The 15,685-nt window shown below is 71.9% G+C and carries 17 protein-coding genes and 1 pseudogene; 9 read left to right on the forward strand and 9 right to left on the reverse strand.

Features of this window, described 5'->3' with window-relative positions:
* The first annotated feature begins 376 nt into the window (after positions 1-376).
* Entirely contained in the window at positions 377-790 is a 414-nt protein-coding gene (gene tpg, locus ACFU7Y_RS22885) for a telomere-protecting terminal protein Tpg (protein WP_380769490.1), read from the forward strand.
* Between the two features lie 34 nt (positions 791-824).
* On the opposite strand, the gene ACFU7Y_RS22890 is transcribed toward tpg, so the two are convergent.
* Positions 825-1,046, reverse strand: coding sequence for a hypothetical protein (locus ACFU7Y_RS22890; protein WP_380769491.1), 222 nt, complete (start codon positions 1,044-1,046; stop codon positions 825-827).
* 555 nt (positions 1,047-1,601) lie between these two features.
* Between ACFU7Y_RS22890 and ACFU7Y_RS22895 the strand changes: the two genes are divergently transcribed.
* Entirely contained in the window at positions 1,602-2,003 is a 402-nt protein-coding gene (locus ACFU7Y_RS22895) for an Imm7 family immunity protein (protein WP_380769492.1), read from the forward strand.
* A gap of 12 nt (positions 2,004-2,015) precedes the next feature.
* On the opposite strand, the gene ACFU7Y_RS22900 is transcribed toward ACFU7Y_RS22895, so the two are convergent.
* The 3 genes from ACFU7Y_RS22900 to ACFU7Y_RS22910 form a co-directional block, all read right to left on the reverse strand.
* Entirely contained in the window at positions 2,016-2,198 is a 183-nt protein-coding gene (locus tag ACFU7Y_RS22900) for a hypothetical protein (RefSeq protein ID WP_380769493.1), read from the reverse strand.
* Positions 2,199-2,458: 260 nt separating this feature from the next.
* Positions 2,459-2,698 (reverse strand): hypothetical protein, encoded by a 240-nt coding sequence (locus tag ACFU7Y_RS22905; RefSeq protein WP_380769494.1) that lies wholly within the window; start codon positions 2,696-2,698, stop codon positions 2,459-2,461.
* 617 nt (positions 2,699-3,315) lie between these two features.
* Positions 3,316-3,522: a hypothetical protein gene (locus ACFU7Y_RS22910; protein WP_380769495.1), complete on the reverse strand. Its 207-nt coding sequence runs from the start codon at positions 3,520-3,522 to the stop codon at positions 3,316-3,318.
* A gap of 308 nt (positions 3,523-3,830) precedes the next feature.
* Between ACFU7Y_RS22910 and ACFU7Y_RS22915 the strand changes: the two genes are divergently transcribed.
* The 4 genes from ACFU7Y_RS22915 (at position 3,831) to ACFU7Y_RS22930 (ending at position 8,145) form a co-directional block, all read left to right on the forward strand.
* A complete protein-coding gene (locus ACFU7Y_RS22915; protein WP_380769496.1) occupies positions 3,831-4,472 on the forward strand; it encodes a hypothetical protein in 642 nt (213 codons plus the stop codon).
* 294 nt (positions 4,473-4,766) lie between these two features.
* On the forward strand, positions 4,767-5,114 hold the full coding sequence (locus ACFU7Y_RS22920; RefSeq protein WP_380769497.1) for a hypothetical protein: 348 nt from the start codon (positions 4,767-4,769) through the stop codon (positions 5,112-5,114).
* Positions 5,115-5,173: 59 nt separating this feature from the next.
* Complete coding sequence (locus ACFU7Y_RS22925; protein WP_380769498.1) at positions 5,174-7,600, forward strand: hypothetical protein; 2,427 nt, start codon at positions 5,174-5,176, stop codon at positions 7,598-7,600.
* Complete coding sequence (locus ACFU7Y_RS22930) at positions 7,600-8,145, forward strand: hypothetical protein (protein WP_380769499.1); 546 nt, start codon at positions 7,600-7,602, stop codon at positions 8,143-8,145. Before ACFU7Y_RS22925 ends, ACFU7Y_RS22930 begins: the two co-directional genes overlap by 1 nt.
* A gap of 304 nt (positions 8,146-8,449) precedes the next feature.
* Here ACFU7Y_RS22930 and ACFU7Y_RS22935 read toward each other — a convergent pair whose 3' ends face one another.
* Complete coding sequence (locus ACFU7Y_RS22935) at positions 8,450-8,950, reverse strand: hypothetical protein (protein ID WP_380769500.1); 501 nt, start codon at positions 8,948-8,950, stop codon at positions 8,450-8,452.
* 79 nt (positions 8,951-9,029) lie between these two features.
* Positions 9,030-9,548, reverse strand: a complete 519-nt coding sequence (locus ACFU7Y_RS22940; protein WP_380769501.1) for a hypothetical protein — start codon at positions 9,546-9,548, stop codon at positions 9,030-9,032.
* A 668-nt stretch (positions 9,549-10,216) separates the two neighbouring features.
* Here ACFU7Y_RS22940 and ACFU7Y_RS22945 point away from each other — a divergent pair.
* Positions 10,217-11,035 (forward strand): hypothetical protein, encoded by an 819-nt coding sequence (locus ACFU7Y_RS22945; RefSeq protein WP_380769502.1) that lies wholly within the window; start codon positions 10,217-10,219, stop codon positions 11,033-11,035.
* A 60-nt stretch (positions 11,036-11,095) separates the two neighbouring features.
* Positions 11,096-11,524 (forward strand): DUF6210 family protein, encoded by a 429-nt coding sequence (locus tag ACFU7Y_RS22950; RefSeq protein WP_380769503.1) that lies wholly within the window; start codon positions 11,096-11,098, stop codon positions 11,522-11,524.
* A 9-nt stretch (positions 11,525-11,533) separates the two neighbouring features.
* Here ACFU7Y_RS22950 and ACFU7Y_RS22955 read toward each other — a convergent pair.
* Together ACFU7Y_RS22955 and ACFU7Y_RS22960 are read right to left on the reverse strand one after the other, a co-directional pair.
* A pseudogene (locus ACFU7Y_RS22955) lies at positions 11,534-12,094 on the reverse strand (IS5 family transposase); the annotation flags it as partial.
* Positions 12,095-12,401: 307 nt separating this feature from the next.
* A complete protein-coding gene (locus ACFU7Y_RS22960; RefSeq protein WP_380769504.1) occupies positions 12,402-13,337 on the reverse strand; it encodes an AraC family transcriptional regulator in 936 nt (311 codons plus the stop codon).
* Between the two features lie 87 nt (positions 13,338-13,424).
* On the opposite strand from ACFU7Y_RS22960, the gene ACFU7Y_RS22965 reads away from it, so the two are divergent.
* The gene (locus tag ACFU7Y_RS22965; RefSeq protein ID WP_380769505.1) at positions 13,425-14,354 is read left to right on the forward strand and encodes an NADP-dependent oxidoreductase; all 930 of its coding nucleotides are present in this window, start codon (positions 13,425-13,427) and stop codon (positions 14,352-14,354) included.
* A gap of 207 nt (positions 14,355-14,561) precedes the next feature.
* Here ACFU7Y_RS22965 and ACFU7Y_RS22970 read toward each other — a convergent pair.
* Positions 14,562-15,685 (reverse strand): transposase (locus tag ACFU7Y_RS22970; RefSeq protein ID WP_380769506.1); only part of this gene is annotated, 1,124 nt, incomplete at its 5' end.

Consider the following 15,685-nt stretch of genomic DNA (forward strand, 5'->3'; position numbering starts at 1 on the left):
GCCGAGCAGCGGCCCTCGACCGACCTGGCGCCGTGTCGGCAGCCGAACACCGGGGTACGTCCGGGACGACAACCTCCCGAACCGAGAAGGACCATGACCGACCTGAGCGGCCAAGACCCTCACCGAACTGCGGGCGGAACGGGACAGCGACCATTGAGCTCCGCGCCGCTGTACAGGCTGGCAGCCGTGAGGAAGGACTGATGCCCCACGAGCCGGGAAAACGACGAGGGCCTGGAGCGCGCCGAGCGCACCCACCCCATCCCGGTCCACCTCAACACCCGGGTCAAGTTCCTGTGGGAAAAGGTCGCCAAGGAAGACACCAAGCGCCTCGCCCAGATCGCCGGCGTCTCGGTGCGCACCGCGCAGCGCTGGACCCATGCCCCTCAAGGCGGTGGCCGAGGGCGAGCTGACCGGCGACATCCCCATGACCCGGGCCAACGCGGCGAAGGCCGAGCAGGCGGTTCGGGCGGCCTGGCAGCCGAGGGTGGAGAAGCGGGTGCGCCGCGACGCCGAGAAGAACGGCTTCATGCTCCACATCCAGGCGACCTTCGGATACAGCGCCGCCGGCGGCTCGACCGACGACCCGCGCGAACGCGTGATCACGCAGAAGATGCCCGGCGACGTCGCCCGGCGGCTGTACGCCGCCCGCGACGCCGGAGCCACCCAGGCCCAGCAGGAAGCGATCCTCGCCGAGGCCCTACGCGACGAGTACTTCAAGGACGGCGGCCGCCGCGCCCGCGGCCTCGACGTCGAGCTCAACGACATCGCCTGGATGGACATCGAGCTGTAGCACCACCCTCCGGTGGCCCCGTGTCGCCGAACTGTCAGGCCGGCATGCGCGGGGGCGGCCAGAGCAGCCGGATGTGGCCGTAACGGGCGCGGGCGGCTTCCGCACTGATGCCCAGCTGCGCCCCGATGTCGGCCCAGGTGGCTCCGGCCTCGCGGTCAGCGAGCACCGCGCACCGGACGAGCTCCCGCACCAGGTTCTGAAAGTCGATCGCTGCTGCGGAGTGGACCCCGGGAACGCCTCGCTCCTGGTGGATCAAGTCGGACAGCAGCCTGTCCAGGCCCGCAGAGCGTTCCTGGAGGGCCTGGCTGATCTGGAGCAGCGCGAACCGCGCGGGGAAGGCCGCTTCTGCCCGCTTGCGAGCCCGGTAGGCCGCCTGTCGGCAGGCGCGTGGACGGGGGCAATAGCGCCGGCCTCGCCCGGGTGGCAGCGGGCGACCGCACCAGCGGCACGACTCTCATGGGCTCGGCCACCTGGAGCAGCCGGGCACGCAGCCACGCCAGGCGCCGGGCCGCTACCCCGCAGGGCGACGGCCTCCCCAACGCGACAACCTCGGCCTGCCTACGCGGCAGCCCCCTCCAGCGCGGCCTCGTCGACGTGCTGGAGCTGCGTGCGGGCCGCGACCCGGTCCTCTGCCGGCACCTCCGCTCAGAATGCGTGCCCCGTGACCACCAGCGCGGCCTGGTTGATGAGGCTCTTTGAAAGCGGCCAGTGTTGCTCCGACTCCCCACTCTGTAGCGGGTTGAACGATGTGGGGAATCAGCTGAGCGGGAATCGGCTGGGCCGTGGGTGAGCGGGTCAGTAGGCTGCGGCCATGTTCGAATACCACGGCTGGATCAACGTTCAGGAGAGCGCCAGCGCCGACGATGACGACTATGACGACGGCCGTCTGCGGGGGATCGTCGAGGGCATCGAGCGGCGCATCCGGGAGATCGACAGCCCGTATTTGCTTGATCTGCGGTGGATGAACGGGCAAGCGTTCGTCCACTTCGGGGGTTTCCGTAACCACCGTGACGTGGAGATCGTGGAGTTCTTCGGGGAGGTCGGCGAGCGGGCGCCGGGTTCGTATGGCCTGCTGCATGTGCGCAATGACGAGGACCCCGCGCGTGAGAACGAGGTCCTCGTCATCAGGATGGCCCGCGGGCGGGTGACCGAGCACGCGGAACCGCTGTTGTCGCCCTGTATCCCTGTGCTGGAAGATCCGTTCGAGGGATAGGGCCCGAGCAGCTCAGACCCGCCGCAGGGGGACGACGTCGGTGTTCGGGTGCGGGATGGCCGGGCGGGCGGCTTCGGGGGTGGCCAGCAGGGCGACGATGGTGATCGGCTGGTCGCAGTGCGGGCAGTTGCGGATCGCGGTGGGCGCGAGGGCGTCGGCGGTGCGGGGTCGAGGTGCCGGCGGCAGCGCGGGCATGGCGGGGCCAGCGGCGATCGCGGGGCGGTTGGACAGGGGCTCCCCGTCCGTTCTCCTCCTACTGAGAGGCCCCCGCGCACTGCTCCTCGCTCGGCCCCCGGGACGCCGCCTCCGCCTCCCCGCCCCACCAAGGCAGGCCGGCCAGGAACGCGGCGCGCTCGGCACGCGCGGCCGCCAGGGCGCGCTGCGCCTCGCGGAGGTGTGCGCGCCCCAGGCCGACGGGGGACGCGCCGCTGACACTGAAGGCTTCTGTCGTCCGGTCAGGCCGCAGAGGGCCGTGAGGCGTCGCTGTCCGGGCGCCCGGCCTGCTTGAGCTTCATCTCAGCCTCGTGCCGGTTCCCCACCCCAGCCCAGTACGGGTGGGCGTACAGCTCGGCGCCGACCGCGGCGAACGCGGACCGCGCCTCCTCGGTCGGCCCGGCCGCCCAGCCGGCCTCGGCGGCGTACCAACGACGCTGAAGTTCGAGCAGGTCAGCGGGGAAATCAATGGAATCAGACACGACACCCATCGTAGATCGCACACCCGTACGGCCGACCGCACGGCACCCCGAGACCCACCCGCCCCGGCCCCAGACAGCCCACGCACCTGGACAGAGCCCGGACCCAACCCCTCCAGATGGCATGTTCGCGGCCGAAAAACCCCCAGGTCAAAGCCCTGGCCACCCAGGGTTGTTGCAAAGTCATTGACCTGCGGCATCGTCGCAGGTCACGGCGTCTTACCCAGACTGCACCTCCGGGAAGATCTGACATGGCATCAGCTCTGTCTCGACTACGAGAGACGTTCTGACCTGCCCGACAGCCACTCGGGCCGGCGTGCGGGCAGTCAGCCCGGCTCGACCGAGCCGGACTTTGCAACGGCCCTGCCTGGCCACCCACCGACCAGCGGGTCTAGCATTCCCGCCACGGCGGCCCCACCACAGCACCACTGGGCCACCGGGCAGAGCAGCTGCGCCACGCCCCCGGCGCGGCTGGCTTCCCACCGGCCGGGCCCTCACGGAATGCACCCCCGTCATTCCCCGGGCCCGGCCGCCTGCGTCCGGTGCCGGGCAGCGTCGCGGTCTGAGCGGGCCGCCAGGTCGAGGTCGCGCCGCTGGACTGGCGGTACCGACGCTGCGCGCTAACGCCGGCGGGAGTCGCCCTCGCGTCGGTGGTACCAGTCCTCGAAGATGGCCTCGATGCCCGCGACGTCGGCGGGCAGGGCCGCGACGAGATGCCTGCCGCCGCCGGTTCTGCAGGACGGGGCGAACGGAGGCGGGTGGCAGGAGGCCGTGCTGACGGGTGCGATCGGGCTGCTGGGGGTCGTGCGCTGGATTGTGGCCGGCACCGTACTGGGGTGCGAGCGGGCGCGTGACTGACTGGCGGCCGGGCGGGTTGCGGCGGTCTCCGGCGCGGGCGCGGCGATCAGGGCCGGGAGCCGACCGGGCCGGCGGCCGCACCGCCCCATCCTCTCGCCGGGCGCGGCCGCCCCTGTTGGGCAGTACGCCACCGTCGTCAACGAGGCACTGGGCCTGCTTGCCGCGCTTTGCGAGGCCGGTCTCCATCCGAGCCGTGAGGGCCTCGACTTTCATGTAGCGTGCGCTGCATTTAGAGTGTGCCTAATGTAGCGTACGCTACGAGATGAAGGGGATGTGTATGACTGCCATCAGTGCCGCCAAGCTCGCCCGGCTTGCCGTCGAAGCCCTTCCGGACGCCGACAAGGTCGCCTTCGAGGCCCCGGCGTACGCCGATCGGCAAACGGTGACCGAGGTGCGGTGGGACCCCGGGACCGCGCTGGCGGTCGCCGGTCACATCTGCCGGTACTGGGGCATCGGCGCCGCTACCAGCCGCCTGACCGTCGAACACTGCTGCGGCTTCGTCGTGACCGTGCGCTACGAGGTCTGGCACGGTACCTACCGGCTGGCCGTCGGCGAGCGCGAGGACGGCCCGGCCATCGTCGACCTGTGCGGCCACGCCGACTGCGTCGAACCCGCCCCGGCGGGACCCGGGTCCCGCTGCTGCCGGCACTTCGCAGACCCGGTCCGCGACGGCCAGGAGAGGACCCACTGGGCGCGGATCGCGGCCGAGGCCTGGCGCAGCGAGCACCCGACCGGCGGCGAGGAGAAGGTCCGGCTGGACAACGCGCGCAACGCCCTGGTCATCGGGGCACTGGCCGCCGGTATGCGGCCCACTGACCTGCACCGTGCGACCGGGATCGCCCGCACGACGATCGACCGGATCCACGCCCCGCAGCCGGAACCGGCAGGGGAGGGCCACCCCCTGGACGGGCCTGCCTAGGAGACAGCCCCGGGAACTGCCGGCGCGTGGGCCAAGCCGGATCCCTGGCCGATCGCCGAGATCGCCGAGCTGATCGCCGCCGACGCCGTCGTCTCCGAGCAGCCTGTCCCCGCCGCCGCCCCCGTTGCTGCGACGGTCGAGTTGACAGCCTCGGTCGCTCCGGTCGCTCCGGTCGCTCCGGTCGCTGCCGCCCGCGCCGGCCCCGGAGCACGCAGGCTCTGACCACCCGCCCGGCCGCCACCACCAAGACGGTGGCCGCTGAACCGCCAACCCGTCAGAAGGGAAGCAGCCCTCGTGACCCACCCCCTGCCGATGCTCGGCGACCGCCGCGCCGACCCCCTCGACAACCTCGCCTACCAAGCCCTGGCCCAACGGGCCGTCGACGCCTTCGAGATCGCCCTTCACTACCAAGACGCCCGTACCGCCGGGGCCCGCCAGGAGGCGCTCCACAACGCCCTCGCCACCGCCGCGCCCGGCCTGGTGGCCGCGGCACTCGTCCGGTTGGCCGACGATCCCGGCCTCGGCCTCACCATCGAACAGCGGGAGTATCTGACCGACATCGCCACCGGCCTCGACCTGGACACGGTGGAAGACCTGCTCGGCGACCCTCGACCCGACCCGACCCGACCCAACGGACGCTGAGGAGACCGACCCTGATATCCGACGACCTGTTCAACTCCGTCGACGCCCTGCTCGCCGCCGTGAACACCGGCCTGCCGCTCCCGGCCGAGCGCAAGCGGCTGCGCCTGGCGGCCGGGCTCACCCCGGCGCAGATCGCCGCGGCCCTGCGGATCAACTCGACGCTGGTGGTCGCCTGGGAGGACGGCAGCGCCGTCCCGGGCCCGGACATCGCCCCGGCCTACGCCCGTCTCCTCGACGGCCTGGCAGAGCGCCTCCCCGCCCCCGAGCAGCCCGCCGCTACGCCGTCCCCGGCCGTGCCGCAGGCGTTCACCGCCCCGGTGCCGGTGCCCGCCCAGGAGGCCGCGGACGGCCTGGTGGTCCCGCTGCTCGACCAGAACGCGGACGGCTCGCTGGTGATGGGCGAGGCGGCGCCGTGCGTGCAGTGCGGCCAGCCCTCCGTCTACCGGGCCCAGGGCCGCCCGATGCACCTGGGCGGTTTCTGCCGCCCCGCCGCCGCGCCCGAAGCCGCCGTCCCGGTCACCCACCAAACGGCCCCCGCCGCCCCGCAGCCCCCGGCCACACCCGCACCGGCTGCTCCAGTCGTCCCCGAACCGGTCCGGCCCGCGCCCACCGCGCCCACCGCGTCACCGGCCTCAGCGGGCTCGCGCCCGGCGACGTCCCGCACCGCTGCCCGCCCGGCTGCGGCGCGGCCTGCTGGCCCGGCCGCCACGGCTGCTGCTGCGCGGTGGTGGCCGGCGGTCGCGCTGGACGTCGCCGACGGCGGCGGCTGGGTGCTGGACGTCCCGCAGATCCCGGCCTCGGCCGGCATCAAGCTCGGCGACTGGTTCGCGTGGCTGGGCACCGGGCTGCCGCTGCGCGTCGAGCGCGCTCACCCGGCCGGACGGGGCGGCGACGGCATGGTCTGCCTGACCGCCGCCGCGCTCAAGCAGCTCGGCCTGCCCGCCGCGCTCCCTGCGACGGAGAAGGCCCTGGCCTCGCTCCAGGCCAAGCTGGGGAAGGCCGCCGCCACGGTCGGGATGGAGGTCTCCGAGCACGTCGGGCCGACCTTCCATGCCTTCCGCCGCGCCGGTTCGGCCGGCGGCCCGAAGACCTCGGTGCGCGTCGTCGTCGTCCCGTGGCTCGGGCAGGGCGATGCCCGCCAGCAGGCCACCAGCGCCCTCGCCGCCCCGCTGGCCACCGCCCCCGACGGTACAACGGACGCTCTCACATTCGCCCGCCGCTTCCGGACCTTCACCACCGACCTCGGCGTCGCCCCGGGAGCGACGACCGCCTCCACCGCGATGCTGCTCCTGGACGCGGTGCGCCCGCGCGTGGAGTGGGTCAAGGACCAGGCGACGGGGGAGTGGTCCTCGCATCTGCGTGAGGGCGCCCTGCCGAGTGGTGACCTGTGCGTGCCGCCGGCTGCCGGTGCCCGCCACCCGCTGACCCGAGAGCTGCTGGCCAAGGGCGAGGCGGTGTGCGAGGAGGAGGACTACAAGTGGTGGGCCCGCGAGCTCACCACCGAGGAGGCCGGCCGCCAGTGGGCGGTCGCGGTCGACGTCTGCGCCTCCTACCTGTCCGTCACCGACTCCCTGCGCCTGCCCGTCGGCCCGCTGACGTACGTGGAGAACCCGGCCTGGGACGGCGGCAAGACCGCCGGCCTGTGGTGGTGCGACTTCACCACCACGGCGGTCGACGAGCTGCTGCCGCACCCGGCCACCTTCCACGGCCGGCCCCCGACCGGGCCCGGCTGGTACGCCACCCCGACCGTTGCCTACATGGCCACCACCTACGGCTTCGACCCGGCGACCATCACGCAGGCGTACCTGGCCGCCCACACCGTCCCTCTGCTCAAGGAGTGGACCGGGCACCTGAGGGCCGGGTACAAGCGCGCCTACGCCGACCTCGGCCTGACCGACGGCCAGAGCCCCGAGGAGTTCCTCGCCGCCCACGCCGTCCTCAAGGACACCGGCACCGACCCGGCCCGCAACGACGCCCTCGTTCTTGCCAGCCTGTACAAGAACATCTACAAGGGCGGCATCGGCAAGTGGGCCGACTCCGCCCGCCACCTCGACGACCAGACCTGGCTGGAGAAGGTCGCCGCCGCCTGGTCCTACCGCCCCGAGCTGCGCTTTCACATCATCGCCGCCGTCCGCATCGCCGCCCACCGGCGCCTGCGCAAGACCCTCCAGCTCACCGGCCGGGCCCCCTTTGCGGTCAACGTCGACTCCTACCTCTACGCCGCCGACCAGCCGTCCCCGCTGGAGCTGCTGCCGGTCAGGGACGACGGCACCCCGGTGCCCGGGGCGCTGCGTCTGGGGATCGCGCCGGGCAGCCACAAGCACGAGGCCTCGATCCCGCTGGAAGCGGTGGTCGAGGCGATGGAGCGCCGGGAGCACCCCTCCAAGCTGGTCCACCACTACGCCACCAACGGGACCCCGGTCGGTCCGGGGCAGAACGACGGGACCGCCGGCACCGACACCGACGATGAGGAAGGCGGCAACTGATGGCGGGCAAGGGGTTGTTCGGCCGGGTGCGGGAAGCGCTGTTCCCCTCCCGGAAGGCACCGGTGCAGTCCACGACACAGGCCGGCCAGGTACGGGACCGCAAGTACGGCGGGAACACCAAGGCCATGGCCGCCGCCTACGGCGTCGCACCGCGCACCGTGCAGCGCTGGATCGACGGCACCCGCCACCCCACCAAACAGCAGCACGTCGACCAGCTCCAGCGCGAGGCCATCGACGTGCAGACCACCGAACGCGGCCGGGAACGCAAGGCCAAGCAGCTCGCCCAGCGCGGCACCGTCTCCGGGATCGGGGCCCGGGTCGGCCGCGCCGTCAGCTTCGAGATCCGCGGCTCGGACGCCGTCCGTGCCCGCGACATCCACCTGAGCCTGTCGGGCGAGCAGGCCGCCGCCCTGGCCCTCGCCGAGGACGAGGTGCGGCAGATCGTCGGCCAGGCCCTCGCGGACTACTTCAACGGCGGCGCCGGCTACGGCGGCTTCTCAGCCGACGACTTCGACTTCGACCCCAACGACTTCGACCTGAGCTGACCACCACAGCGGCGAAAGTCGTAAGGACAACAAACAGGAAGGCCCCCGCTCCGGCGGGGGCCTTCCGCATAGTTCTTCTGTCTATGCCCATGTCCGACTCCGTCTCCAGCGCGACGCCATCAACACCCTCGGCAGCGCCCTCGACAGCCCGACGACCACCAAGGCCGAGAGGACCGACGGCGACGAACCGCCACCTTGCGCTGCTGGCGTCCGCTGACGTTGCCGTCAACTACTGCCGTCAGACACCGCACAGGCCCCACCGGAAGGTCACCCGGCCATTCTCCCGCGCGCCGGGCACCGGTGATCACCACGGCCGGTCGCCGGGTTCCTCGTCCGGCAGGGGGCCGTGGTGGTGGCGGGCGATGGCCTCCAGCAGCGCGGTGCGGGCCTGGCGCCGACGGACGTCCTCGGTGCGGCCGACGTCAGCGGCCCACTCGGGCAGCGGCCGGTCCTGCGTGGCCGCGGTGAGCTCGTGGCCGAGCTCACCGATCGCGTGCTGCCAGGCAGCGAGCTGCTGCCGGAGCTCGCCCACCAGCTCGTCGACGGCCGCCGCCGGATCGGCGCCGAACGCCCGCGCCTCGGCGGCGCACTCGCCGAAGACGTCCTCGTCCAGGCCGTCGAAGGCGTCTCGCCACCCTTCGACCGTCGCCTCGAACCGCTCCAACGTGGCGCGCAGTGCGGCCTCGACAGCCTCTGGTGACCAGGGTGGTGGGGTGCGGGGCGCGCGGACGGTGTCGGTGAGCACCCGGGCGGCGCCGGGCCCGAGCGCCCTGCGGGCCCGGCGGGCGGGCGGAGGCGTGGTCACGCTGGCTGCGGGTGCGCGGCGGGCCGAGCGGGCCCCCACCGTCCGGCGCCGTCGCCCGGGGGCGCCGTCTGTGTCCGGCTCACGGCCGGTCTCCGGGCGCGGTCGGCTGTGTGGCCGTGCCGATCAGCAGGGCCTGGTCGATCGCCTCGCACAGCGGCACCAGGTCAGTGAGGTCGTTCAGGACGACCCGCGGCGCGGACAGGGCGGTGAAGCCGACCGCCAGCAGTGCGGTCCGCTCGGCGGCGCTCAGCTGCGGCCGCTGTGCTGCCTGGACGCTGCCCAGCAGCACGTAGGCGTCCAGGGTGCAGCGCAGTTCCTCCACCAGCTCGCCGTCACTGCCGGGGATGATCTCGCGGCGCAGCACCTGCTCGACGGCGCCGGCGTACTGCTCCAGCACGCGCTGGTTGTCCTCGTTGTCCTGGAGCACGGCGAGAAAGCGGATCCAGTCGGCTGCGCGTTGGCCGGTGACGGAGGCCCGGGCGAGGGCCTCCCGCTCGTCCGAGGTGAGCTCCCGCTCCACGGGCCCGTCGGGCGTCGTGGATTCGTCTCGGGTGTCGGCCAGGTCGAGCCAGGACCATGCGGAAGGCGGAGTCGTCATACCAGTGCAACCGCCCGACCGCCCGCCCGGTCACGGGCAGCAGCAGGTGCAGCGCGCGGCGCGGCCGCTGCTCGCTGCCTGAGCAGCAACCAGGGCAGCAAGGGTGCTCTTGCTGCACGCCGCCGTGCGGCGCCGCGCGCTGCACCTGCTGCTGCCCGCGACCAGCCGTGCGACCGGGCTGCCCGTGCTGCGACGGCCGTCGCAGTGCCGAGCGCTGGGGTGCGCAACCGCCGGCGAGTTCGCCGTACACCGGGCGCGACGCAAACCCCCCACCCCAGGTCACGGCGGGTGCGAACGGGATCGCACCCGCCCCGCCGCAGGCCTCGGGCGAGCTCTGCTGCACGGTGTAGCAAGGCGACCCTTGCTACACGACGGCGCAGCGCTGCGCAGCAGTCGGCCGTTGCGCATGCGCAGCGCGGGACAACCGGCTGCGCAACGGGGACAACCTGGCTGCGCACCGTGCGGGGACAACGCCCCAGCGGGCGTGGTGGTCGGCGCGGGACAACGTGCGGGCAGGCGGACAGTGCGGACTTTCGGGGCGCGGTGCGAAATCGTGGCGCTGACCTGCGAGGCGACACCCGCGAAAAGTCGCCCCGGATCGAAACTCGGTTGCCGCACCTGACTACGATCCCGCCATGCAAAGCGAACCGGGGCGAAATAGTGGTGAGGTGACGCTGTTCGATCTGGACGGCGACCAGGCCGAGGGCGCACGGTGCGAGGGGCCGGGCTGCGAGACCACGCTGCCGCTGCGCACCGGCCAGGGCCGGCGCCTGGTCTACTGCTCGCAGGCGTGCAAGAGCCGCGCTGACCGGGCGCGGGTCAAGGCCCGGACCACCGCAGCACTGCCCGGCCCTGCCGCACCCGCCGCCGCTGACGCCGCGTCGCAGGAGCGGCCCGCGGCTGACCTGCCGGTGGAGCGGCAGCGGGTGCTGGGCTCCGCCGACGCGATCCGCAAGCGCGCCGAGGCCTTCCTGGCTGCCGTGGACGGCGACCCGATGAGCGCCCACACGGAGCTGGCCCGGGAGGTTCATGTCCTCGCCTCGCTGCTGGTCACCAGCGCCCGGGAGGTGCGGGACGCGGTCCGCTGGCCCGGCCTGGATGCCGACGCCCGCACCGCGGCGCGGATCCGGGAGGAGTGGAACCTGCCAGACGCCGTGCCCGGCGGCCCGAATGCGGACCGGGGCGATTTCCCGGCCCCGCTCCGGGGCAACGCCGACGCCGGTGAAGCACACCGGTTCGAAATTGACGCGACATCGGCGGCCAGCCCAGCCGCCCCGAAAGCGCCCCGGGCCGAAACCACCGGCACGGCGGTCGGGACGGACAAGTACGCACCGCTGCGCAGCGCGGTCGTCGACCAACCTGCCGCTCCGGTTGCTCCGGCCGCTCCGGCCGGGATCCCCGACGAGGTGCCGGTGCCCGAGCTGGTGCTGGGCCAGGTCACCGGCCGGATGCCGCCCACCGACCGCGGCCTAGGCCGTGTCTCGTAATTGATCTTGCAGGGCCAAATGTCGTTGAGTTCATGGTGGGCAGCCCGGAAGACTGGCGCCATGAGCTCTCGACGCTACGTCTTCCTCGATCCTGACGGCATGAGTGCTGGCGGCTGGCTGTATGTGGTGGTCGAGGCGAAGACCGGGGTCTTCTATCAGCAGCAGTACGGCGGAACGGCTTGTCGGCAGGGGCAGGTCGAAGGCTTTCTGGTGCCGTTGTTCGGCCCTGATGAGCTGGACGCGTTGCGCGAGCTGTTCGAGAAGCATTTCCGTGGTGCCGGCACCTGGAACTACGGGTGGCCGGATGACGAGCGGGACAGGCTCCGAGAGGTCGTCGGAGCCCTCCGCTACTGGGCATCCGACGGGACGACCGAGGAGCCGCACGCTCTGCGGCTGGACGAGAGCCGGATCCGTGAGGCCGATGAGGCGTGGGTGCCGGTGATCACGCCGGACGGTCCCGGCGTGCTGGTGTGGTTCAACTCGGACTGAACACGATGATCAGCCGTCGGCCCTGAGCCAGAGGATCAGTGCCGCGATGACCACTCCGGCGCGGTAGCGGGCCGCCAGCTTGTCGAACCGGGTTGCCACGGCGCGGAACTGCTTCAACCGGGCGAAGCACCGCTCGACGACGTTCCGCCCTCGGTAGGCGACCTTGTCGAAGGCAGGCGGCCGACCGCCCCCGCTCGCGCGGCGGGCTCGGTTGGCGATCTGGTCCCGGCGCTCGGGGATCGTCGCCTTGATGCTGCGGCGTCGCAGGAGGTGGCGGATCTTTCGGGACGAGTAGGCTTTGTCGGCCACGACCCGGTCGGGTTTTGTGCGCGGGCGTCCGGCGCCGGTTCGCGGGATGCGGATCGCGTCCTGTACAGCCGGGAACATGGTGCAGTCCGCCGTGTTCCCGGTGCTGAGCACGATCGAGAGCGGCAGACCCCGGCCGTCGACCGCCAGGTGGACCTTTGTCGTCAGCCCGCCCCGGGACCGGCCGAGCGCCTCGCGACGTGCGACAGCTGCCGGATCTCTTGCTGCGTCTTGCACTCGACCGGGGCCTCGGGGACCAGTAGCCCGCAGGTCACGGAGCAGGCGGTGCCGGGCGGAACTTGGTGAGGCATACCCCGCACAGCAGCGGTCCCTGTTCGAAGGTGAAAGGCGTGTCGGCGTACACCCGAATGTGCCCAGTTGTGTACAGGTGAACGGGCTCTGGCTCAATTTCTGTGGAGCTCCGCCGTGTGTGTGCGGAGCCACCTCTGAGCAGATCTCTGACCTGCCGACTTCCGCCTCCCGAGGGTCCGCTGTACCCGGCCTTGGGCCGACACCACAGAAGTTGAGCCAGAGCCGGTGAACGTGCTCACGGTCCGTCCCTGCAACCGATTCAGCTCATCCGCCGGTATGCGCCGGGGGCCAGCCCGTGCGTGCGCTTGAACGCGTTGGCGAAGGCGAACTCGGAGGTGTACCCCACCTGGGCGGCGATGGATCTCAAGGGCGCTTCCGTCGCCTGCAGTAGGTGGGCTGCCGTGGTCAGCCGCCACCAGGTCAGGTAGCCGAGGGGCGGTTGACCGATCATCGAGGTGAAGCGCCTGGCGAACGTCGCCCGCGAGAGGCCCGCTTCCGCGGCGAGTTTCGCCACGGTCCAGGGGGCTGCCGGGTCTTGGTGGACGGCGTGGAGGGCGGCGGTGACCGCCGGGTCGTTCAGTGCTGCGGCCCAGCCGGTGGTGCTGCCGTGGGTGGGCTGTTCGGCAAGCCAGATACGCAGGATGTACATCAGGAGTGTGTCCAGGAGCGCGGGGACGGTGGCGGCGGTGCCCAGGCGGGGATTGCCCACCTCGGAGGCCAGGAGTTGCACCGCTGCGGGCAGTTCGGGGTGGCGGCTCGGGTCTGCCGACAGGTGGATCAGGTCAGGCAGGGTCAGCAGCAGGGGGTGGGTTCGGGACGGGTCCAGTCGGTAGGCGCCGCAGAGCACCACGGTGGCCGGACCGCCCTGACCGAGCCGGTCGACAGTGTCCGAGGTGTAGGGCCCGGGCAGCTCGGGGTTGTCAGGGGTGCAGGCAGGGGCCGTGACCGCGGTTTGGGGACTGTCGGCCAGGGTGTGCCCGGTGCCGTGCGGTAGGAACAGCACGTCGCCCCTGCTCAGTTCGACCGGCGCCGCGTGCGGCGACAGGAGCCAGCAGCCGCCCTCCAGGATCACCTGGAAGCCTGCCGAACCCGGTACGGACGCGAACTGCTGCCTCCACGGGGCGTGCCATCGCACGTATGCCGACCGGGGCCGGCCGGTCCGCGCCACCGTGATCACATCGCTGAGCACATCCATGGGGCGAGCGTATGCGCGAGACGAACGCGCATGAACAGGGCACCCTGACGCATGGATCGTCTCTGCGGACGGTCGTAGGTTCACGGCATGAAGATGAAGACCGCACGTATCCACGCGTTCGGCGACGCGTCCGTGATCAGCTATGACGATGTTCCGCGGCCTCGACCCGACTTCGGTGAAGTGCTCGTCCGCGTCGCGGCGACTTCGTTCAATCCCACCGAGGCCGCGTTGCGCGCCGGACTGCTGCAGGCGTTCCTGCCCGTGGATCTCCCCTACACACCGGGCTGGGACGTCGCCGGCACGGTTGCCGAGATCGGCCCGGGGACCGAGGGGTTCGCCGTCGGCGACCGGGTCGTCGGGCGGCTGGAGGGTGCCGGCGCGGCCGCCGAATTCGTTCGGGCACCGGGTGCACTGCTGGTCCCAGCGCCGACGTCCGTTCCTCTCACACACGCTGCGGCCCTGCCCGTGGCCGGTTTGACGGCCTGGCAGGCGGTGTTCGAGCACGGGAAGGTGACTGCCGGCCAGCGGGTGCTGGTCAACGGTGCGGGGGGAGGGGTCGGCGGCTTCGTGACGCAGTTGGCCAAGCATGCCGGGGCCGAGGTGATCGCCACGGCCAGCGCCCGCAGCGACCTGGCAGTGCGGCGGCAAGGGGCGGACCACGTGATCGACTACACCGTCGGGCCGGTCCCCGCCGCGCTCGACGGACCGGTGGACACTCTGCTCAATCTCGTTCCGCTGAGCCCATACGATGCCGTTGCCCTGGCATCCGCGGTACGGCCGGGCGGGCGGATCGTCTCGATCGCAACCCCCATCGAACCGCCTGCCGACGCCGGGGTGACGGCGATGCACATGGTCGCCCGCAACGATGTGGCGCATCTGGCGGCGCTCGTGGAACTCGTCGACGCGGGTGAGATCACACTCGACATCAGCGCCTCGTACCCGCTGGCAGACCTCGCGGACATCCACCGCCTCAGTGAAGCCGGCCGCATCCGCGGCAAGGTCGTCATAGTCCCCTGAGACCGGTGGCCGCACCCCGTTGCCCGGCTCCCGCACCTACAACTCGGTGGGCACATTCATGGGCTCTGGCTCAACTTCTGTGGTGTCGGCCCAAGGCCGGGTACAGCGGACCCTCGGGAGGCGGAAGTCGGCAGGTCAGAGATCTGCTCAGAGGTGGCTCCGCACACACACGGCGGAGCTCCACAGAAATGATGCTGTTGGTGATCTTCATGAGTGACGGGTTCGAGTCCCGCCACCCGGTGGTTGGCACAGTTGCTGGAAGCGGGTGGTTGGGCCTGTTCGATGGTCGGCTGATCTGCCATCGTCACGGTGCTGGCTGAGGCGGATGATGTTGGTTCCGGCCGCGGTGAGGACGTGTTGGACGTGGGTCTTCGCGGTGCCGCGGTAGCGGCAGTTGCGCAGGCCGTGGGCATGGACGGTCTCGGAGACGGTGGCTTCGCAGCCTGCCCGCATGGCGTATCGGTCCTTCCAGGGCCGGGTCTGTTGATCTTTCCTTACGCGGTTCTGGATCTCCTGCAGGGATTGTGGCAGCAGCAGGAGGTGGCGGCCCTTGCCGTCGATGTTTCCGGTGCACCTGGGGCGGTCGTCGCAGGCCCGGCAGACGGCCCGGGGAAAGAGTACGGACAGGCGTGGCTGGCCGTCGGCGAGTGTCGCTTTCCAGGGCGGGCTGGTAGCGCCGTTGGGGCAAGTGAGCGTTCTTTCCTCCCAGTTGGGATGGAAGTCTTCCTTGTTGAAACCCGGTAGTGCCCGTGTCCTGGGTGGGAGCCGGACCGGGCCGACCAGGTCGATCCCGTAGACGGTCCTGGCCCGGTGGATGGTGGCGGGGCTGGTGTATCCGCCGTCGACCAAGTGCTCGGACGGCGCCAAGTCTCGCGCGGCAAGGTCGATGTGGATCCGTTCGAGGGTGTCGATGTCCTGCTCGGGTGCCGGCGTGGTGGCGACGTGCACGATCACGTTCGGCAGGCCGGTGTCGCAGGTCTCGGTCTGGTGGTCCTTGTAGCCGACCCACTCGGCCTTGCCGGGTTTGTGGCTGAAGCGGGCCTGCGGGTCGTGGGGCGAGACGATCTCGACCGACGACCACGGGGCCCGGGCCGAGGCGGGGTCGGGCCGCCCGTCGGAGGCTTCTGCGGACATCGAGCGCCGGGGGCTGTGGCGCCGGCTCAGCCGGTCGCGGGTCTGCTTGGGCCCGCGCCAGCCCAGGCGGCCCTCCTCGTCGTACCAGTACTGCTGGACCCAGACCTGCCGCAGGACCTCCACCTGCGGCAATGCCCGCAGCCGGACCGGGGTACCGGGCCCGAGGACGGCTCGCAGCAGGCGCATGCCGTCCTCGC

It is taken from the genome of Kitasatospora sp. NPDC057542 (genome assembly GCF_042801945.1).
Lineage (GTDB): Bacteria > Actinomycetota > Actinomycetes > Streptomycetales > Streptomycetaceae > Kitasatospora.